17 protein-coding genes and 4 tRNA genes are annotated in these 20,236 nt (G+C 51.8%); 12 read left to right on the forward strand and 9 right to left on the reverse strand.

The window, feature by feature from the left end; genetic code table 11:
* Positions 1-24: 24 nt before the first annotated feature.
* Positions 25-1,170: a CMY-2 family class C beta-lactamase gene (blaCMY, locus tag FDW96_RS00195; RefSeq protein WP_137365021.1), complete on the reverse strand. Its 1,146-nt coding sequence runs from the start codon at positions 1,168-1,170 to the stop codon at positions 25-27.
* Positions 1,171-1,301: 131 nt separating this feature from the next.
* On the opposite strand from blaCMY, the gene ampR reads away from it, so the two are divergent.
* Positions 1,302-2,177, forward strand: coding sequence for a LysR family transcriptional regulator AmpR (gene ampR, locus FDW96_RS00200; RefSeq protein ID WP_137365180.1), 876 nt, complete (start codon positions 1,302-1,304; stop codon positions 2,175-2,177).
* Positions 2,178-2,218: 41 nt separating this feature from the next.
* On the opposite strand, the gene frdD is transcribed toward ampR, so the two are convergent.
* The 4 genes from frdD to frdA are packed head-to-tail and all read right to left on the reverse strand — an operon-like array spanning position 2,219 to position 5,509.
* A complete protein-coding gene (gene frdD / locus FDW96_RS00205; RefSeq protein WP_003025535.1) occupies positions 2,219-2,575 on the reverse strand; it encodes a fumarate reductase subunit FrdD in 357 nt (118 codons plus the stop codon).
* Positions 2,576-2,585: 10 nt separating this feature from the next.
* Entirely contained in the window at positions 2,586-2,981 is a 396-nt protein-coding gene (frdC, locus tag FDW96_RS00210) for a fumarate reductase subunit FrdC (protein ID WP_006686290.1), read from the reverse strand.
* 10 nt (positions 2,982-2,991) lie between these two features.
* Positions 2,992-3,726 carry a fumarate reductase iron-sulfur protein gene (gene frdB, locus FDW96_RS00215; protein ID WP_006686291.1) on the reverse strand — a complete coding sequence of 245 codons (735 nt, stop codon included), beginning with the start codon at positions 3,724-3,726 and terminating at the stop codon, positions 2,992-2,994.
* Positions 3,719-5,509: a fumarate reductase (quinol) flavoprotein subunit gene (gene frdA / locus FDW96_RS00220; protein ID WP_038636496.1), complete on the reverse strand. Its 1,791-nt coding sequence runs from the start codon at positions 5,507-5,509 to the stop codon at positions 3,719-3,721. Before frdA ends, frdB begins: the two co-directional genes overlap by 8 nt.
* 324 nt (positions 5,510-5,833) lie before the next feature.
* Here frdA and epmA point away from each other — a divergent pair, with 324 nt between their 5' ends.
* The 4 genes from epmA to FDW96_RS00240 all read left to right on the forward strand — a co-directional run bounded on the left by epmA (position 5,834) and on the right by FDW96_RS00240 (position 9,853).
* A complete protein-coding gene (gene epmA, locus FDW96_RS00225; RefSeq protein ID WP_003830517.1) occupies positions 5,834-6,811 on the forward strand; it encodes an elongation factor P--(R)-beta-lysine ligase in 978 nt (325 codons plus the stop codon).
* Between the two features lie 213 nt (positions 6,812-7,024).
* Positions 7,025-8,527 (forward strand): glutamate/gamma-aminobutyrate family transporter YjeM, encoded by a 1,503-nt coding sequence (gene yjeM, locus FDW96_RS00230; protein ID WP_137365022.1) that lies wholly within the window; start codon positions 7,025-7,027, stop codon positions 8,525-8,527.
* Between the two features lie 295 nt (positions 8,528-8,822).
* Complete coding sequence (locus tag FDW96_RS00235; RefSeq protein WP_077949328.1) at positions 8,823-9,539, forward strand: hypothetical protein; 717 nt, start codon at positions 8,823-8,825, stop codon at positions 9,537-9,539.
* Positions 9,539-9,853, forward strand: a complete 315-nt coding sequence (locus FDW96_RS00240) for a YjeO family protein (protein WP_079225638.1) — start codon at positions 9,539-9,541, stop codon at positions 9,851-9,853. Before FDW96_RS00235 ends, FDW96_RS00240 begins: the two co-directional genes overlap by 1 nt.
* Before the next feature lie 55 nt (positions 9,854-9,908).
* Here FDW96_RS00240 and mscM read toward each other — a convergent pair whose 3' ends face one another.
* The 3 genes from mscM to rsgA all read right to left on the reverse strand — a co-directional run bounded on the left by mscM (position 9,909) and on the right by rsgA (position 15,353).
* Positions 9,909-13,223, reverse strand: a complete 3,315-nt coding sequence (mscM, locus tag FDW96_RS00245) for a miniconductance mechanosensitive channel MscM (protein WP_042312827.1) — start codon at positions 13,221-13,223, stop codon at positions 9,909-9,911.
* Positions 13,224-13,240: 17 nt separating this feature from the next.
* On the reverse strand, positions 13,241-14,209 hold the full coding sequence (asd, locus tag FDW96_RS00250) for an archaetidylserine decarboxylase (RefSeq protein ID WP_137365023.1): 969 nt from the start codon (positions 14,207-14,209) through the stop codon (positions 13,241-13,243).
* A 91-nt stretch (positions 14,210-14,300) separates the two neighbouring features.
* Entirely contained in the window at positions 14,301-15,353 is a 1,053-nt protein-coding gene (gene rsgA, locus FDW96_RS00255) for a small ribosomal subunit biogenesis GTPase RsgA (protein ID WP_170974681.1), read from the reverse strand.
* Positions 15,354-15,458: 105 nt separating this feature from the next.
* On the opposite strand from rsgA, the gene orn reads away from it, so the two are divergent.
* The 5 genes from orn to FDW96_RS00280 all read left to right on the forward strand — a co-directional run bounded on the left by orn (position 15,459) and on the right by FDW96_RS00280 (position 16,841).
* Positions 15,459-16,004: an oligoribonuclease gene (gene orn, locus FDW96_RS00260; RefSeq protein WP_006686300.1), complete on the forward strand. Its 546-nt coding sequence runs from the start codon at positions 15,459-15,461 to the stop codon at positions 16,002-16,004.
* Positions 16,005-16,189: 185 nt separating this feature from the next.
* A tRNA-Gly gene (locus tag FDW96_RS00265) sits at positions 16,190-16,265 on the forward strand.
* A gap of 156 nt (positions 16,266-16,421) precedes the next feature.
* Positions 16,422-16,497: transfer RNA gene (locus FDW96_RS00270), tRNA-Gly, on the forward strand.
* 156 nt (positions 16,498-16,653) lie between these two features.
* Positions 16,654-16,729 (forward strand) — tRNA-Gly (locus FDW96_RS00275).
* A gap of 36 nt (positions 16,730-16,765) precedes the next feature.
* Positions 16,766-16,841 (forward strand) — tRNA-Gly (locus FDW96_RS00280).
* Positions 16,842-17,109: 268 nt separating this feature from the next.
* Here the strand turns inward: FDW96_RS00280 and queG are convergent.
* On the reverse strand, positions 17,110-18,249 hold the full coding sequence (gene queG, locus FDW96_RS00285; protein WP_137365024.1) for a tRNA epoxyqueuosine(34) reductase QueG: 1,140 nt from the start codon (positions 18,247-18,249) through the stop codon (positions 17,110-17,112).
* On the opposite strand from queG, the gene nnr reads away from it, so the two are divergent.
* Both nnr and tsaE read left to right on the forward strand, forming a co-directional pair.
* Positions 18,248-19,795 carry a bifunctional ADP-dependent NAD(P)H-hydrate dehydratase/NAD(P)H-hydrate epimerase gene (nnr, locus tag FDW96_RS00290; protein ID WP_137365025.1) on the forward strand — a complete coding sequence of 516 codons (1,548 nt, stop codon included), beginning with the start codon at positions 18,248-18,250 and terminating at the stop codon, positions 19,793-19,795. The genes queG and nnr overlap by 2 nt on opposite strands.
* Complete coding sequence (gene tsaE, locus FDW96_RS00295; RefSeq protein WP_008786002.1) at positions 19,767-20,228, forward strand: tRNA (adenosine(37)-N6)-threonylcarbamoyltransferase complex ATPase subunit type 1 TsaE; 462 nt, start codon at positions 19,767-19,769, stop codon at positions 20,226-20,228. The genes nnr and tsaE overlap by 29 nt, the downstream gene beginning before the upstream one ends.
* Positions 20,229-20,236: the final 8 nt, after the last annotated feature.

The raw sequence follows: 20,236 nt of genomic DNA on the forward strand, positions 1-20,236 counted from the left end.
CGCTATAGCGGACCTCGTCGTCAGTTACTGTAATTTTTCAAGAATGCGCCAGGCTGCATCGACGCGAGCAGGATTTGGATAGCTTTTGTTTGCCAGCATCACGATGCCAAGATTTTTTTCTGGAACGAAAGCAACGTAGCTGCCAAATCCGCCAGTGGAGCCGGTTTTATGCACCCATGAGGCCTTCACGGCCGGGGCTGGCGGATTGACCTCAACGGCGGGAAGCGCCGCTAACGCGACTTTACTGTCGCTACCGTTGATTATCGAGTCGGCATTCACCGGCCAGTTCTGCATCTCCCAGCCTAATCCCTGGTACATATCGCCAATACGCCAGTAACGAGCCTGCGCGATTTCAATTCCCTGTCGGAGCGTTTTCTCTTGTACCTGGCTGGCGTCCATGTTGGCCTGAACCCAGCGGGTCATATCGACAAGACTGGATTTTACCCCATAGGCTTCGGCATCAAGCTGCCCCGGAGATACATGCACGGGCCTTCCTTCGCGATAGCCCCAGGCATAATCCTTTTGTTCGCTCTGCGGAACCGTAATCCAGGTATGCGTCAGTTTTAATGGTTGCAGGACGCGTTTGGTCATCGCCTCTTCATAGCGCATTCCTGAAGGTTTCACCGCCAATGCGCCAAACAGACCAATACTGGAGTTAGCATAGAGACGTTTAGCACCCGCGGCCCATTGCGGCTGCCAGTTTTGATAAAAGCGCAGTAATGCCGCTTTATCTGTAACATCGTCAGGTACCTGAAGCGGCAGACCACCCGCCGTATAGGTGGCCAGGTGCAGCAGGCTGATACCCTGCCATTGTTTGCCAGTTAATTCGGGCCAGTATTGGGTGACCGGATCGCTGAGCTTAATTTCACCACGGGCGATAGCATCGCCGCCCAGCACACCGTTGAACGTCTTACTGACTGAGCCTAGTTCAAACAGCGTTTGCTGGGTGACAGGACGGTTTTTGGCGATATCGGCTTTACCCCAGGTAAAGTAATAAGGTTTTCCCTGGTAAATAATTGCCACGGCCATACCCGGAATAGCCTGTTCTTGCATCAGCGGTGTGATGGTGCGGTTTACGATATCGGCAATCTGTTGTTCTGTTTTTTCGGCGGCAAACGTTGAGACAGAGGCTGTCAGCAGCAACGCGCAGCATAACGATTTTTTCATCATGAAATCAGTTCCGTAATAAAAAGCAAAAGGGTGTCCGGGCCCGTCAGACGCAATCAGTTTGTTTGATTTGCAGTGTGTTGACAAACGGTTAAATTTAGCAGCAGATATAAGTTTTTCTAACAGGCCAGATGATGACGCGTAGCTATATCCCCCTTAACTCGCTGCGGGCTTTTGAAGCCGCGGCCAGACACCTTAGCTTTACCCGCGCTGCAATTGAGCTCAACGTAACGCACTCTGCCATCAGCCAGCATGTCAAAGCGCTGGAACAGCAGCTAAATTGTCAGCTTTTTGTGCGCGGCTCTCGTGGGTTGATGCTGACGACAGAAGGGGAAAGTCTGTTACCTGTACTTAATGATTCTTTCGATCGTATGGCGGGGATGCTGGATCGTTTTGCCACTAAACAAACCCAGGAAAAACTTAAAATCGGGGTAGTGGGGACCTTTGCGATCGGTTGTCTTTTTCCTCTACTCAGCGACTTTAAGCGTAACTATCCGCATATTGATTTGCATATTTCCACCCACAATAACCGCGTGGATCCCGCCGCTGAGGGACTGGACTATACCATTCGTTACGGGGGAGGAGCCTGGCATGATACCGACGCACAATATTTGTGTAGCGCGCTGATGTCCCCGCTTTGCTCGCCAGAATTAGCCGCACAGATCAAGGTACCTGCAGACCTCCTGAAATTCCCGCTATTACGATCTTATCGGCGAGATGAATGGACGCTTTGGATGCAGGCCGCCGGAGAAGCGCCTCCGTCACCGACGCACAACGTGGTGGTGTTTGATTCTTCCGTCACAATGCTGGAGGCCGCGCAGGCAGGGATCGGAGTGGCGATTGCCCCGGTAAGAATGTTCACTCATCTGCTTGGTAGTGAACGTATCGTTCAACCGTTTCTAACGCAGATTGATCTGGGGAGCTATTGGATAACGCGTTTGCAATCCCGACCGGAGACATCTGCAATGCGTGAGTTTTCCCGTTGGCTGGCTGGTGCTCTGCACAAATAAAAAGGCCCGCCAATGGCGGGCCTGATAGTTAACGCATGCGATTAGATGGTCAGGATACCAATGGCCGTTACAACGGTCAGGATAGCTGCCAGTCCATAGAATACCCATTTGCCAGCAGGCACGTGGATTTTCAGGTCATGCATCGCGTGGTGCATACGGTGTAAACCGCACCACAGCGGCAGGACAATCATCAGGAACAGGAATGCGCGACCGATAAAGCTCTGTGCGAATGCCAGGACGCGTTCATAGCTGAAGGCATCAGGAACAAAGCCCAGCGGCAGCATAATGCCTACCAGCAGGATCATTACCGGCGCAATGATTGCGCTCCACATACCGCCTGCACCAAACAGGCCCCAGAATACGGGTTCGTCAGAGCGTTTTGGATTTGGATTAATCATTCCGGACTCCTTACCAGAACAGGGCAACAAACAGTATTACTACTGTCGCAACCACAGTAACCGCCCAAAGCCCTTTGATGATTGGCTCTGGCCCCATTTTTTCGTCTTTTACGATGATGTTGGCCGCTTTCGGCGCCAGCTCAAACCAGGTCTTGGTATGCAGCAGCGCGGCTGCCAGGGCGATGATGTTAAGGATCACCACCACCGGGTTCTGCAGGAACCCGACAAAGCCAGCCCAGGATTCCACACCGTGCTTAAGCGCAAACAGGCCGAAGATCAGTTCAATACTGAACCAGACAGCCGGAACGGCTGTGCCTTCACGCAGCATGTAAAAGCGATAAAACGGCAGTTTTTTCCACCAGGTGGACGTCATTGGCCGCACATAGGCGTTGCGTTTAGTCGTCATGTTGCACTCCTTAGCGTGGTTTCAGGGTTGCGATAAGAAAGTCTTTTGAACTTTCAACTTTACCCTGCTGAATGGCCGCAGCCGGATCGACGTGTTTCGGGCAGACTTCGGAGCAGTAGCCCACGAAAGTACAACTCCAGACGCCGTTCGGGCTGTTCAATTGAGCCATACGCTCTTTCTTACCGTGGTCGCGGCTATCTTCGTTGTAACGATGCGCCAGCGTAATCGCAGCCGGTCCAATGAACTCAGGGTTCAGGCCGAACTGCGGGCACGCGGCATAGCACAGACCACAGTTGATGCAACCGGAGAACTGATGATACTTCGCCATCTGCGCCGGAGTCTGGGTGTTTGGGCCCTGATCCGGTGTACGCGGGTTACCGATGATGTACGGTTTGATCGCTTCCAGGCTTTCGATAAAGTGCGTCATGTCGACGACCAGATCGCGCTCAATCGGGAAGTTGCCCAGCGCTTCAACCTTCATACCGTTGGTGTAATCACGCAGGAAGGTTTTGCACGCCAGCTTCGGCACGTTGTTGACCATCATGCCGCAGGAGCCGCAGATTGCCATACGGCAGGACCAGCGATAGCTCAGGTCCGGCGCCAGGTTATCCTTGATGTAACCCAACGCATCGAGCAGAGACGTGGTTTCATCGTAAGGAACTTCGTAGAAAGCACTGTGTGGCGCGGTATCGGTTTCCGGGTTATAGCGCACCACCTCAACTTTCAGGTTTTTCATCTCAGCCATTCGCCTTCTCCTTCTTATCGGCTGCTTCCGCTTCGCCACCGTAAACACGTTTAGCCGGTGGCAGAGTGGTGATTTTCACGTCGCTGTATTCCAGGCGAGTCGTGCCGTCAGCATCGCGGAAGGCGAGGGTGTGTTTGAGGAAGTTCACGTCGTCACGCTCGGTGCAGCCTTCATCCAGACGCTGATGCGCGCCGCGGGATTCTTTACGCGCCAGAGCGGAGTGCGCCATACATTCAGCAACGTTCAGACCGTGACCCAGTTCGATGGTGTACAGCAGGTCGGTGTTGAAGACGCTGGAGGTATCAGTGATACGCACGCGCTTGAAGCGCTCCTGCAGCTCAGCCAGCTTATCAACGGTTTTCTGCATGAGTTCCGGCGTACGGTAGATACCGCAACCTTCTTCCATGGAGATCCCCATTTCGTCACGGATCTTAGACCAGTTTTCGTTACCTTCCTGGTTAACCAGATCTTTCAGACGTTTTTCAATACCGGCAACCTGTGCATCAAGCGCGGCACTGTTTGCAGCGCCAGCCGTTGCAGCACGTTCCGCAGCCTGCTCGCCGGCCATACGACCGAAGACCACCAGTTCCGCCAGGGAGTTAGAGCCCAGACGGTTAGCGCCATGCAGACCAACAGAGGAACATTCGCCGACAGCGAACAGACCTTTAATGCGGGTTTCACAGTGCTGATCGGTTTCGATACCGCCCATGGTGTAGTGTGCGGTCGGACGTACCGGGATCGGCTCTTTAACCGGATCGACACCCACGTAGGCTTTCGCCAGTTCGCAGATGAACGGTAAACGTTCGAGCAGTTTTTTCTCGCCGAGGTGACGCAGGTCGAGGTGAACCACATCGCCACGCGGAGTGGAAATGGTGTTGCCTTTGCGCCATTCGTGCCAGAAAGCCTGAGAAACTTTGTCGCGCGGACCGAGTTCCATATATTTGTTTTTCGGCTCGCCCAGTGGGGTTTCCGGACCCATGCCGTAATCTTGCAGATAACGGTAACCATTTTTGTTGACCAGAATACCGCCTTCACCACGGCAGCCTTCAGTCATCAGGATACCGGAGCCTGGCAGACCCGTCGGGTGATACTGAACGAATTCCATATCACGCAGCGGAACGCCGTGGCTCAGCGCCATGCCCATACCGTCGCCGGTTACGATGCCGCCGTTGGTGTTGTAACGGTAAACACGACCTGCGCCGCCCGTTGCCATCACGACTGCGTTAGCACGGATCTGTACCAGCGTGCCTTCCATCATGTTCATCGCGACGACGCCGCGAGCATGACCGTCGTCAACCAGGATATCCAGAACGAAGTGTTCGTCAAAGCGTTGAATCTGTGGGAACTGTAAAGACGTTTGGAACAGCGTATGCAGCATGTGGAAGCCGGTTTTATCCGCGGCAAACCAGGTACGCTCGATTTTCATGCCGCCGAAGCGACGTACGTTGACGCTACCGTCTTCACGACGGCTCCATGGGCAGCCCCATTGTTCCAGTTGCGTCATTTCAGTTGGGCAGTGGTGGACAAAGTAATCCACGACATCCTGCTCACACAGCCAGTCTCCGCCTGCTACCGTATCGTGAAAATGGTAGTCAAAGCTGTCATGATCCTGCGCGACAGCAGCAGAGCCGCCTTCGGCAGCAACGGTATGGCTGCGCATTGGGTACACTTTTGAGATCAGTGCGATTTTAGCGTTGGGATTTGCTTGTGCGGCAGCAATTGCAGCACGTAATCCCGCGCCACCGGCGCCTATAATGGCAAGATCGGCTTGAAAGGTTTGCACGACATTCCTCCAGATTGTTGTTATTTCATCCCCGCCTGAACTCAGATGCTTCATCGGCTTCAAACAGGTTATGAACGCGTTTCCACTGCTCCTTTATAGGTACAATAGTATAGTCTTAGGGATGTGCGGGAAATTTGACGTGTTCGATTTTTTTAGCGTGTCAAAGGGGGGAATTATCATTGAATTTGATTAATTTAATTACTAAACCACCCCATGTCGCTTTTTTTACCCGATTGCCTGTGCTGATTACTACCGCGTGAAATTTGTCTCGTTAGCGCGATACGAGTAGACTTCGTGCCCTTGTCTTAAATCGGAGAAACAACCATGAGCGAAACGGCAACCTGGCAGCCGAGCGCGTCCATCCCCAATCTGTTAAAACGTGCAGCAATTATAGCGGAGATTCGCCGCTTTTTTGCCGATCGTGGCGTGCTTGAGGTTGAGACCCCTTGTATGAGTCAGGCAACGGTAACGGACATCCATCTGTTCCCGTTCGAAACACGTTTCGTCGGCCCTGGACATTCCCAGGGAATGAATCTCTATTTAATGACCAGTCCGGAATATCATATGAAGCGCCTGCTGGTGGCAGGATGTGGCCCGGTATATCAACTGTGTCGCAGCTTTCGTAATGAAGAGATGGGGCGTCATCATAACCCTGAGTTCACCATGCTCGAGTGGTATCGTCCCCACTACGATATGTATCGCCTGATGAATGAAGTGGATGATTTGCTCCAGCAGGTGCTGGACTGCTCTCCGGCGGAAAGCCTTTCTTATCAGCAGGCCTTCCAGCGTCATCTGGAGATAGATCCACTGTCTGCAGACAAAACCCAACTGCGGGAAGTGGCGGCTAAGCTGGATCTTAGCAACATCGCCGATACCGAAGAAGACCGGGACACCTTACTGCAACTGCTGTTCACGATGGGCGTTGAGCCGCATATCGGCAAAGACAAACCGACGTTTGTTTATCATTTCCCCGCCAGCCAGGCATCATTGGCGCAAATCAGTACCGAAGATCACCGCGTGGCTGAGCGTTTCGAGGTGTATTACAAAGGTATTGAGCTGGCGAATGGTTTCCATGAGTTGACCGACGCGCGCGAGCAGCAGCAACGGTTTGAACAGGATAACCGCAAACGTGCCGCACGCGGCCTGCCACAGCAACCTATCGATACCAACCTGCTTGAAGCGTTAAAAGTGGGCATGCCGGATTGCTCTGGCGTGGCGCTCGGCGTTGACCGTCTGGTGATGCTGGCGTTGGGCGCGGAAAGCCTGGCTGAGGTTATCGCATTTACCGTCGATCGCGCGTAATTCACGCTCTCTCCATACAAAGTGGCGGATAAACCGCCACTTTGTAGCATATTTTTTCAATTACCCTCTAATAGCCACAATTTACATCTGGATGTTTGGTATCTTTCAGGTATCAATTCTGTGTTAATTTTTTATCGCTGAACTCCGCAATGAGAGCAGTGCCAATCGGTGAGCGGCGTTTGTTAAACGCTTGCCAGAGTAAGGGATGGTTTAATGACCCAAACAATAAAAAAGATGAGCCTGATTGGTCTCATCCTTATGATATTTACGTCTGTTTTTGGTTTTGCTAACAGCCCCTCCGCGTTCTATTTAATGGGGTATAGCGCGATTCCATGGTATATATTTTCCGCATTATTATTTTTTATTCCATTTGCTTTAATGATGGCGGAAATGGGTTCTGCCTATCGGAAAGAAGAGGGGGGAATCTATTCGTGGATGAATAATAGCGTTGGCCCACGCTATGCGTTTATCGGCACGTTTATGTGGTTTTCTTCCTATGTGATATGGATGGTAAGCACGGCGGCAAAAGTCTGGGTACCTTTTTCGACCTTCTTATTTGGCGCAGACATGACGCAGCACTGGCGTATTGAGGGGCTTGAGCCTACGCAGGTTGTCGGTCTGCTCGCCGTCGGCTGGATGATTCTGGTGACCTGCGTGGCCTCACGGGGGATTAATAAGATTGCCCGTATTACGGCTGTAGGTGGAATTGCCGTAATGTGTCTTAATTTAGTTTTGTTGTTAGTGAGTGTCGCTATTTTGTTATTAACGGGTGGCCACTTTGCGCAGGATATTAATTTTATCTCCTCGCCTAATCCGGGATATCAGTCCGGTCTGGCAATGTTGTCATTTGTTGTATTTGCTATTTTTGCTTACGGCGGAATTGAGGCCGTGGGTGGACTGGTAGATAAAACAGAAAAGCCAGAAAAGAACTTCGCGAAAGGGATCGTCTTTGCCGCTATTGTCATTTCTGTCGGTTATTCACTGGCCATATTTTTATGGGGCGTTAGCACCAACTGGCAACAGGTATTAAGTGATGGCTCGGTCAACCTCGGCAACATCACCTATATCCTGATGAAAAGCCTCGGGATGACGTTGGGTAATGCGCTGCACCTTTCCCCGGAAAGCGCGATGGCGTTGGGCGTATGGTTCGCGCGTATCACCGGCCTTTCTATGTTCCTCGCCTATACTGGCGCTTTTTTCACGCTCAGCTACTCGCCGCTGAAAGCGATTATTCAGGGAACGCCGAAGGCATTGTGGCCCGCGCCGATGACCAGGCTGAATGCGGTGGGGATGCCGACGACGGCAATGTGGTTGCAGTGTTTACTGGTGAGCCTGTTTATCCTGCTGGTTTCGTTTGGCGGCGACACGGCCTCAGCGTTTTATAACAAACTGACCCTGATGGCGAACGTCTCCATGACGCTGCCGTATCTGTTCCTTGCGCTGGCTTTCCCATTCTTTAAAGCGCGTACGGATCTGGAAAGGCCGTTTGTGATTTTTAAAACGCGGGCGGCGACGTTACTGACAACAGGCGTGGTGGTATTGGTGGTGACGTTTGCCAACGTGTTCACTATCATCCAGCCGGTGATTGAAGCCGGGGACTGGAACAGCGCATTGTGGATGACCGGCGGCCCGATCTTCTTCTCGCTGCTGGCGATGGCGATTTATCAGAACTACAGCCGCCGCATGGCGAAACAGTTTCGCTGGGTGACAGACTGAGGAAAGGTACATATTGAATTTTCCCAAAGCCCGAATGGAACACCCTCCGGGCTTTTTCATATAAAATAATTTCGAGATTTTTATCAGAATGATATTTGCATATATATTTTATGATTGTTTACATATCACATCCAGGGAAGTGATTTCTTATGGTGAAAATCATTGCTACTATGAATCTATTTGTAAATATAATTTTTGATTGCTTTTTCTATACATGTGATGTCTATCTCATTACTAATTGAGAACCATAGCTATTGTCGGGTCAATGCTAAATTAACTTTGGTGATGAATTTTCATGATGATTAGCTCTCCACCTTTTTGTGAGATCGATGAATATGGTTTTCCTCATTGGAATGGGTTAGATTTTTTTCGATGGTATGCCTTACCTACTAATTGGCGTTTTATGACTGGGAAAGCATATCTCTGGTATTATAAAACAGCTTGGTTAGTTCACCATAGGGCAATTATAAAACAATACGCTTTTGAAGCAAGAATCCCTGAATTACTCCTTGCAGGTGTTGCTGTTGCTGAAGTAGGCGGAACTCCAGAGAGATTTAAAGGTGTTGGTGTTCTGCAATTTAGACAGATAATTGAAGAAATATTGGGAAAGAACAGTAATGAATCGTCTAATGCTACATCGGTCGGTTCAATTGCTATCCAGATAGGTGTTGCAGCCAAAACTATAGGTATCCACCCTGATAAATTGACTCATTTTCAGCAATTTCGCCTGTCGCAGTGTTTACTTGATAACAGCTTTAACATTCGGGTTGTAGCATTCCATTTACATGATCTTATTTTATATGATAATCCAGACGCTGATACTTTGTACTTGACTGACGAGCAGATAATATTGGCAGGTTCCAGATATAATCGTGGAATAATGAGAAGTAAAGATGATATTGTTCAATCAATTAGTGAGTTGCCCGGTTCTCCGGGGCGTGAATATAGTGAATATGGTCGTCGAATTATAGAAAAGAAAGATATAATACTTAAAATTATGCGAGGCGGTTAATGAGTTGGAAGTCTTTTACGTTGAATTTTATCTGGAGTATAGTAAGTATTATATCGATAATTATATTTTCAACGCAGGACAAGGAATGGTTTATCGATGGCAGGGGAATCAATGATATCTGTGATGTCATGAAATATATTGAGAATGATGATATTCGAACTGTGGGTATAGCTTTAACTCTACCTCTGTTTATTCCTTTTATCTATGCAACTGTATGGAGAAGGCAACGTAGTATCTGGCAATATTCTGTTATAGCGGCTCTCCTGTTCTTTTGGTTATGGCGCTTTGTTATACGATACCAATTATGTTGGTAAATAAGACGTTGGGTAGTGCTCAACACACCCAACGTTCATCTTATTGTGACACGATTTACAAACTCCCCGCCGGGCGGTTGCCTCTGCCCGCAGAACTTAACGTTCTTCCCGTTTGTTTACCGCCAAGGCTCTCCAGACGCATCTGGAACGGCGGGAATGGCATATCAATACCGTGTTCGCGGAAGCCTGCCAGAATCAGCTGGTGGATCTCATGACGCAGCGGCATACGGTGTCCCATCTCTGCGGCATAAATACGCAGTTCGAAGATTTGAATCCCCTGCTGCAGATCTACCAGAAAGACTTCTGGCGCCGGGTTATCGATAACCAGCGAACAGCGCTGCGCGGCAGTCAGCAAAATCTGCGTGACCTCCTCGCTGTTAGCCTCTGACGGCGCCGGGATAGTTAACACCACACGGGTGACCGAATCTGACAACGACCAGTTGATAAACTGCTCGGTGATAAAGGCCTTATTGGGCACGATGATCTCTTTGCGGTCCCAGTCGCTGATGGTGGTGGCGCGAGTGTTAATCTTCGTCACGCTACCGGTAAGATCGCGAATGGTCACCGTGTCGCCAATGCGAATCGGTTTCTCAAACAGGATAATCAGGCCGGAAATAAAGTTGGCGAAGATTTCCTGCAAACCAAAGCCCAGACCAACACCGAGAGCAGCCACCAGCCATTGCAGTTTGGACCACTCAATGCCGATCATCGAGAAGCCAACCAGACCGCCAATCAGCATCAGCAAATACTTGGTAATGGTGGTAATGGCGTAACCGGTGCCGGGGGTTAAATCCAGATGTTGCAGCAGCGCCAGCTCCAGCAACGCGGGGAGGTTGCGCACTAACTGGGTGGTGATGATAAATACCAGTATCGCGATGAGCACCGCGCCCAGCGTGATTGGCTCTAAGCTTTCCACGCCCTGAACCGTAGAGGTGACATCCCACAACGAGATGTTTTCCAGGAAGCCAAATGCGGAATGAATTTCTGACCACAGTACAATGACTGAAAGCAGGGCGATAAGCATCAAAATAGAGCGCACCAGACGTAGCGATTGTGCGCTGATCGCGTCGAGATCCACTTCGCTTTCATCAACGTCAATTGCGCCTTCAAGACTGGTGGAGTGCGGCGGTTCTTCTTCACCCCGCGCGCGCTGTGCCAGCATTTCGGCGCGTCGATGCTTGGCGCGGTCGAACGCCAGGCGGCGGCGCTGGATCAGCATCCAACGGCGAATAACGTGATACACCACCAGTAACAAGAACCAGATAGCCACGGACGTTTCCAGACGTGCCAGTAGAGCTTGTGATGTGGCGAGATAGCCGACTGCGGCCGCGAGGATGGCAATCAGCGGAGCACCCATCAACATATTCCACAGCATGCTGTTGACCATGTTATCGCTGTTGCCCTCTTTATCGAGGTACAGCGGTATTCCGGCGCGCTTCAGGCTCAGAGTCACGACCGCCAGCGCGCCGCAAATCAAGATAAAGCACAAGCGTCCCAATGAGGCGGAGAATTCCCGGTCATTGAGGTTATCAAACATGATTACCGCCATGATCAGTGGGACAATCAGCCCGATACTCATCAGGTAATAGTGCATGGCCTTCGCGACGCGATTACGCGGCCAGCCAAAGTGGGCAATGAACAGACCGTTAGGGCGTGCAAAGGTGGCGCAAATCATCACCGCCCACAGCATGGGCACCGTGGCGGTTACGCCATCGCCGATAGCGACGGCCAACGGATAAGGCCAGGCTTCCTGCAAGCCGTAACCCAGGGTGGCCCACAGCACCGGTAGCGGTGAGGCGACGAGAATCGACCAGAATACCGTGCGTATCGTTAGCCAGAAGTGGTCCTGGGTCACTTTACCCACTCGCGCGGACGAGCGTTCAAGAAAACGGGTAAAGTGTTTGCGAGAATAGAGGCTAAATCCAACCAGCACCAGCGCACCGAACAGCGGTAGCAGCGTTTCCTTGCTGGTCAGCATCATGATGCTGGCTTTACCTAACTGATTAAATGTATCTAATGAGATCAGACGCCGCAGATCCTGAACAATGTCGACAGGCCAGGAGAGGGAGATAGGGCTGACGTCAGACGTCCAGAACAGATAGCGGTGTGTCGCTTCGTTGACCTCTTTTAGCGCATCTTCCAGTTGGCTATTGGAGACTTTCAGCTTGGTCAGTTCAAGGATCAGCGTATCGCCACCCTGTAACAGTGAGTTCAGCAATTCACGCTGAGTGCGCAACTGGGCGTTGAGGATGCTGCTCTGTTCCGCGGTCAGTGGTTGCCCATCGGCCTGATGGATCTGGCGCAGTTGCGGCTGTTTATTGAGTAGATCTTCATAGCGCATACGATGTACGCGTAGCTGCGCCATTTCGGTATCTAACTGCTGAGGTTTGGGCATTTCGGGCAGACGAGACACCTGTGCGCGTAGCGCTTCTCCCAGCATATTCGAAACCCCAAGCCACTGGGATTGTTCGCGCAGCGTATTCAACGCCTGACGCACCTGCAGCGTTTGGCTGGTGGCCTGACGCTGTTGCGATGCGACCAGGTCCATTCGCTGTGCCTGTTGGTTTAAGGCTTGGGACAGTTCGCGGTTAACCTTGAACTGGTCAACAATGCCTTCGGGCAATCCCGCACTGTTTTCCGCCAGCAGTTCGGTGCTCTCCAGCGCTCGCTCAGCTTCACGCTGCCGCTGACTGTTGAGTTGATTACGTAATGCCTGCAGATAAGCGTCGAGCTGTTGGCTCTGTTTTTCCGCCAGTTCGGAGCGCATACGTGCCAGTTCCTGGCGGTTATTGGCGGAAAGCTGCGCCAGCTCCAGTTCATCGACCAGGGCTTTGAGTTTGGCTGATTCAGCCTGCATCGCCTGATTCTGCGCGGGATTGGCGTTGGCGGTACCAATACGCCGCTCAAGCTCATTTAGCTGGCGGCGGGCATCGGTTTGCTGTTGAGGGAGCTGGCTTAACGAGTCGGCGATTTCCCGGGCGCGATCCTGCTCCTGCTGGGCCTGACGACTCTTTTCCAGCAACTGACTGCTGACCTGGAGGATCTCCTGGTTTAACGCATCAGTTGTCAGTCCGCTTGGTACGTTGCGCGGTTCGTCACGCAGATTGCTAAGCTGTGCGCGTAGCGTTGCGGAGAGCTTGGGGAAGTTATCAATAACCTGCTGATATTGCGCAGCGCGCTCAAGAGAGCCTTTACGCTCCTCAAGGGCATTCAGCGCGGACTGGAGCGCCTCAACGGTTTCTGGCTGAGCGGGTTTCGCCGCCTTGGCCTGCTCCAGTTCCTGGGTGAGTTGTTTGGCATCGGGGGCCGTCGCAGCGTACGCCCCCAGGCTGAGGCACCAGGCCATCAGAAAAGTGATAATCAGGCGCACAGCAGCGATTCCTATGTTTAAGTTTCGTCTTTTTTGTCGTCAACCAGCGGGCTGGCGTCGTGTTCTGCCTCGATCTCTTCTTTCGGCAGTGGGGCAGGTTCTGCCTCTGGCGTCACGAAAGTCTCTGTTGAGATGGCCATTGGCTGACCGATTTTCGTGACTGAAAGGTCCTGCAATTGCTCAACCAGGTTAACTTTGCCCGGTGCAAACAGGTTGATGACAGTAGAACCGAGCTTAAAGCGGCCCATTTCCTGACCTTTGAGCAGTGCCACTGACCCTTCGCTTTCGCCTTCCGGCCAGGTCCAGCGTTTAATTACGCCTTCACGCGGCGGGGTAATGGTGCCAGCCCAGACGGTTTCAATACTGCCAACGATAGTTGCCCCGACCAGAATTTGCACCATCGGGCCAAACTCGGTATCAAACAGGCAAATAACGCGTTCGTTACGGGCAAACAGGTTCGGTACGTTTTGCGCCGTCAGGATGTTTACAGAGAAGAGGTCACCCGGCACGTACATCATTTCGCGCAGGATACCGTTACAGGGCATATGTACGCGGTGGTAATCGCGTGGTGATAAGTACGTGGTCACAAACGTACCGTTGCGGAATTTGTCCGCCATCTGGTAGTTGCCGGCCAACAGCGCTTCAAGCGTATAGCTGTGCCCTTTGGCCTGTAACAGCTTGTCTTCATCGATGTTACCTAATTGGTTAATCACACCGTCAGCAGGCATGACCAGTACATTAGGATCGGTGTTAATTGGACGAGCTTCGTCGCGCAGGGGACGAACAAAGAAGTCGTTAAAGGTGCGGTAGCTGGCTGTATCCGGCTTTTGCGCCTCTTTCATATCGACCTTGTAATATTTCACGAACAGATCGATTACCAGTTTGGTCAGCCATCCCGCTCGTTTGCTCGCACCCCAACCCGCCAGGCGAGTGAGCCATAGTTTCGGCAGAATGTATTGTAGCGAAAGCTTAAATGAGTTTAACAAGGTAGCCTCCAGGCCATAATTTGTTCCCGATCCGGCATACGGGCCGGATCCTGAAAAAGGGGGACGATTCTAGCGATGCTTAGCTTAGTTGTCAGTTGTCTGTATCAGAAAAGTTTTTACGCGTTTTTACCTGCGCCATGCTTTCCAGGATGCGGTGATAATTTTCAAACCGAGTTTCGGCTATTTCCCCTTTTTCTACAGCCTCACGGATAGCACAGCCTGGATCGGTATCATGCTTGCAGTCGCGGTATTTACAATGACCCAGGTAGTCATGGAATTCGACAAAACCATGGGTGATTTGTTCCGGTTCCAGATGCCACAGTCCGAACTCGCGTACGCCCGGGGAGTCAATAACGTCGCCACCATGTGGGAAGTGATACAGGCGAGAAGCGGTAGTGGTGTGCTGCCCAAGACCGGAGTTATCGGAGACATCGTTGGTCAGGATCGCTTCCTGCAGGCCGAGAAGATTATTGAGCAGGCTGGATTTACCTACACCCGACTGGCCAGCAAAAATGCTGATGCGATCGGTTAATGCTTCTTCAAGCGGTTTCAGACCGTCTTTAGTGCGGCTTGATACCATCAACACGCGATAGCCAATGTTGCGATAGATATCCATCTGTTCGTTAACAAAGGCCATGCCCTCGGCATCCAGCAGATCGATCTTATTCAGTACGATAATCGGTTCGACGTGTAGCGTTTCGCAGGCAACCAGATAGCGGTCGATAATATTGAGTGACAGCTCGGGTAAGATGGCTGAGACAATAACAATTTGGTCGATGTTGGCAGCAATCGGCTTTACCCCGTCGTAAAAGTCGGGACGTGTCAGTACCGAGGTGCGCTCGTGTACCGCCTCTACGATGCCTTTGACATTTACGCCTTCTGCGGCCTCTTTACCTGGACGCCAGACGACGCGATCGCCGGTAACCAGCGAACGAATTGTGCGGCGGATGTTGCAGCGGTGAATGTCGCCGTCAGCAGATTCCACGTCGGCATGCATGCCAAAACGGCTGATCACGATGCCTTCAGCAGTTTCGCCAAACAGGTTGTCGTCATAGTCGGGCTTCTCCGCGGACGTTTTAAGACGACGCTGGTGATTGGCGTTCACACGGCGCTGTTGGCCTTTGGAGAGTTTATTCTTACTCAATCGGACTGGCTCCTGGTCGCCCATGATGGGCAAAACATTTATGATACACGCAATTTTAGATGAATATAGTCACACTGAATGTGACGCTGAAGGGTGGAAAATAGCATGAGTGCCAATGAAAACAACCTGATTTGGATCGATCTGGAGATGACTGGTCTGGATCCCGAGCGCGATCGCATTATTGAGATCGCCACACTGGTGACGGATGCCAACTTAAATATTCTGGCTGAAGGACCGACGATTGCGGTGCACCAGTCTGACGAACAACTGGCATTAATGGATGACTGGAACGTACGTACGCATACCGGTAGCGGGCTGGTGGAACGGGTAAAGGCGAGCACCATGGGCGATCGCGAAGCAGAACTGGCTACGCTGGCATTTTTGCAAGAATGGGTTCCGGCAGGAAAATCACCTATCTGCGGCAACAGCATCGGGCAGGATCGTCGTTTCCTGTTTAAATACATGCCGGAGCTGGAGGCGTATTTCCATTACCGCTATCTCGACGTCAGCACGCTGAAAGAGCTGGCGCGTCGTTGGAAGCCGGAGATCCTTGCTGGCTTCACCAAGCAAGGAACGCATCAGGCGATGGATGACATCCGTGAGTCGGTTGCTGAGCTTGCTTACTATCGCGAACATTTTATTAAGCTTTGATTTTATTCTCCGGTGACTTGCGTCACCGGGGTTTTGACGCTAAATTGTTCAGCTTGATTGTAAAGTAATCACTTGAACGGATTTTCAAAAAAAACGTATTCAGGGGGGTTGCAGCTAAACGGATTTCTCGTATAATGCGCCTCCCGTAACGACGCAGAAATGCGAATTACGACAGCAACAAATTTGCGGGAATAGCTCAGTTGGTAGAGCACGACCTTGCCAAGGTCGGGGTCGCGAGTTCGAGTCTCGTTTCCCGCTCCAAAATTTGAAAGTGCTTGTTAAGCACAGACCACCAATCGCAGGATTTCGAATTGCGACAAGGCGGCAACTGAATGAGTCCTTAGGAGCTTACTGAAGTAAGTGACTTAGGCGAGTGAAGGCAGCCAACGCAGTAGCGGTTCGAAAGACGAAGATTATGCGGGAATAGCTCAGTTGGTAGAGCACGACCTTGCCAAGGTCGGGGTCGCGAGTTCGAGTCTCGTTTCCCGCTCCAAAATTTGAAAGTGCTTGTTAAGCACAGACCACCAATCGCAGGATTTCGAATTGCGACAAGGCGGCAACTGAATGAGTCCTTAGGAGCTTACTGAAGTAAGTGACTTAGGCGAGTGAAGGCAGCCAACGCAGTAGCGGTTCGAAAGACGAAGATTATGCGGGAATAGCTCAGTTGGTAGAGCACGACCTTGCCAAGGTCGGGGTCGCGAGTTCGAGTCTCGTTTCCCGCTCCAAAATTTGAAAGTGCTTGTTCAGCACAGACACACCAAGCGGGAATAGCTCAGTTGGTAGAGCACGACCTTGCCAAGGTCGGGGTCGCGAGTTCGAGTCTCGTTTCCCGCTCCAAATTCTTATCTCAAAAAAATATCCACAACGAAGAATCGCGTTGGGGACGTTTTGTTTCGTCGTTGACATACTCTTGTAAACAGACTTATCCACAGGCCCGGGTATTATTCCTGGAATGCAAAAAACTTCGCCTGGTTAATAGTATCATTTTAACACATTGAAATTATTGGATTAATTATCATTTCAAATTGTTAATGCGATCACTTGACGATTTTTTCCCTCTTGAATATCAATGTGTTTTTATTTTTATACACAAGCTGTGGATGACTTAAGCGTCGCGCGGTAGACCCTTTTCGATGACCCTGACTAAACGTTGTTTCTTCGGCAACTGCACCTCAACTACGCAGGCATTTCGCTTCTCAATTTGCTGAGCGACCGCCCACGCTATGTGTTCGTCGAGAAGTGGGTGCTCACCTCTGCGCTTTTCCAGTGCGTTAATTACGGCTTCATCCCAGGGTGCATTGCCCAACGCAACAGCGATATTTCGCAGCCAGCGCAGATGGCCAATACGACGAATGGCAGACCCCTCCGTGACTTTTAAAAACCACGCTTCGCTCCAGCTAAACAGCTCTATTAACTCCGGAGCATGCAGCTGCTTACGTGGGCTAAAGTCATCCTCTACCGTCAGTTGCGAATAGCGGTTCCAGGGACAAATGAGCTGACAATCATCGCAGCCGTAAATTCGATTCCCCAGCAAGGGACGAAACGCTTCCGGGATAGCGCCTTCCAGTTCGATAGTGAGATAAGAGATACAACGGCGCGCATCTACGGTGTAGGGTTCAACGATGGCCCCGGTGGGACAGATGGTCATACAGGCGACGCATTTCCCGCATCCTTCTTCTACTGGCTTATCGACCGGCAAGGGCAGGTTGACCAGCAATTCACCGAGGAAGAAAAATGAACCGGCTTCGCGATTGAGGATAAGTGAGTGCTTACCTGTCCAGCCAAGCCCGGCTTTTTCCGCCAGCGGACGCTCAAGAATGGGCGCGGAATCGACAAAAGGTCTAAAATTCAGCGAAACGCAGTGTTGTTGAATCATCTCGCCCAGCTTTTTTAAGCGGTTACGCAGCAGCTTATGGTAGTCGCGCCCCAGTGCGTAGCGACTGACGTAACCCAGAGAGGGATTTTTCAACGTACTGGCAAAGGCCGCGTTGGCTGGGAGATAGTTCATACGTACGCTGATGACACGTAGCGTACCGGGCAATAATTCGTGAGGTCGGGCGCGCATCATGCCGTGACGGGCCATCCAGTCCATCTCGCCGTGATAGTGTTGATCCAGCCAGGCCTGCAGTTTGGGCTCCGCTTCGCTGAGGTCGGTATCGGCAATACCGACCTGCTGAAAGCCAAGCTCCAGCCCCCACTGCTTAATATTTTGCGCTAACTGATTGAGATCGAGGGGCTCTGACATGATGGACCATACAATGAAGAAAAACCCCGCAAGTATACCACACTCCATCTGGCACGCCGATGACATCAGGCGGATGGAGCGAGAGGCAGCAGACAGTTTAGGGCTGACGTTGTACGAACTGATGCAACGGGCGGGAGAGGCCGCGTTTCAGGTCGCCCGCGAAGCCTATCCGCACGCTCAACACTGGCTGGTGCTGTGCGGTCATGGCAACAACGGCGGCGATGGCTACGTAGTGGCAAGGCTTGCCAAAGCGCAGGGACTTAAGGTCACGCTGCTGGCGCAAGAGAGTGACAAACCGCTCCCGAAGGAAGCACAGCAGGCGCGCGATGCCTGGCTTAACGCCGGTGGCGTCATTCATGCTGCGGATATCACCTGGCCTGGTAGCGTGGACGTCATCATCGACGCGCTGTCAGGGACTGGCTTAAAGTACGCGCCGCGTGACTCTCTCTCGGTATTGATTGAACGTGCCAATACTTACCCAGCTCCCATCGTGGCGATCGATATTCCTTCCGGCCTGCTGGCACAAACCGGAGCGACACCGGGATCAGTCATCAATGCGGCGCATACCGTCACCTTTATTGCACTCAAACCAGGCCTGTTAACGGGTAAAGCGCGCGATGTCACCGGACGCCTGCATGTTAACGCGCTTGGGTTGGACGACTGGCTGGTTGGGCAGAATGCGCCAATTCAACGTTTTGATGCTCAACAGCTTGCGCACTGGCTAACGCCACGCCGACCTACCTCGCACAAAGGTTCCCACGGTCGGCTGGTGATTATCGGCGGTGACCACGGGACGGCAGGCGCAATACGTATGGCCGGTGAAGCGGCGCTGCGTGCAGGCGCCGGGCTGGTCAAAATGCTGACCCGCAGTGAAAACATCGCGCCGATTCTGACCGCCAGGCCCGAACTGATGGTTGATACGCTAACGCCGCAAACTCTGGATGAAAGCCTGGCGTGGGCGGATGTTGTTGTGATTGGCCCTGGGCTTGGTCAGCAGGAGTGGGGCAAAAAAGCGCTGCAAAAGGTCGAGAATTTTCGCAAACCGATGCTCTGGGATGCCGATGCACTGAACCTGCTGGCAATCAACCCCGATAAACGTCACAATCGCGTGATCACGCCGCATCCGGGAGAAGCCGCGCGACTGCTGGGCTGTTCCATTGCAGAAATTGAAGACGATCGCTTACTTTGTGCACAACGTCTGGTAAAACGGTACGGAGGCGTGGTAGTGCTGAAAGGCGCGGGTACGGTTGTTGCTGCTGAACAGGCTGAGTTGGGTATTATTGATACCGGCAATGCAGGCATGGCCAGCGGCGGAATGGGTGATGTGCTTTCCGGTATTATTGGCGCATTGCTCGGACAGAAGCTTACCCCGTATGATGCAGCATGTGCGGGATGTGTTGCGCACGGTGCGGCGGCGGATGTGCTGGCGGCGCGTTTTGGTACGCGCGGCATGCTGGCGACCGATCTCTTTACTACGCTACAGCGTATTGTTAACCCTGATGTGATTGACGTTTATCATGATGAATCGAGTAATTCCACTACCTGATGAACAGGCGACTTTAGACCTTGGATTGCGGGTAGCCAAAGCCTGTGACGGCGCGACGGTAATTTATTTGTACGGCGACCTGGGTGCGGGCAAAACCACTTTCAGCCGTGGATTCCTGCAGGCGTTAGGCCACAAAGGTAATGTAAAAAGCCCGACTTACACGCTGGTTGAACCCTATTCGCTCGATAATTTGATGGTTTATCACTTCGATCTGTATCGACTTGCGGACCCGGAGGAGCTGGAATTTATGGGGATCCGTGATTATTTTGCCAATGATGCCATCTGCCTGGTGGAATGGCCACAACAAGGTAAAGGTGTACTGCCAGACCCGGACGTCGAAATACACATTGAATACCAGGCACAAGGTCGAGAGGCGCGCGTAAGCGCAGTCTCCTCATCGGGTGATTTATTGCTGGCGCGTTTAGCCGATTAACCTTAAGG

This window comes from Citrobacter sp. TBCS-15 (assembly GCF_005280815.1).
Classification (GTDB): Bacteria; Pseudomonadota; Gammaproteobacteria; order Enterobacterales; family Enterobacteriaceae; genus Citrobacter; species Citrobacter werkmanii.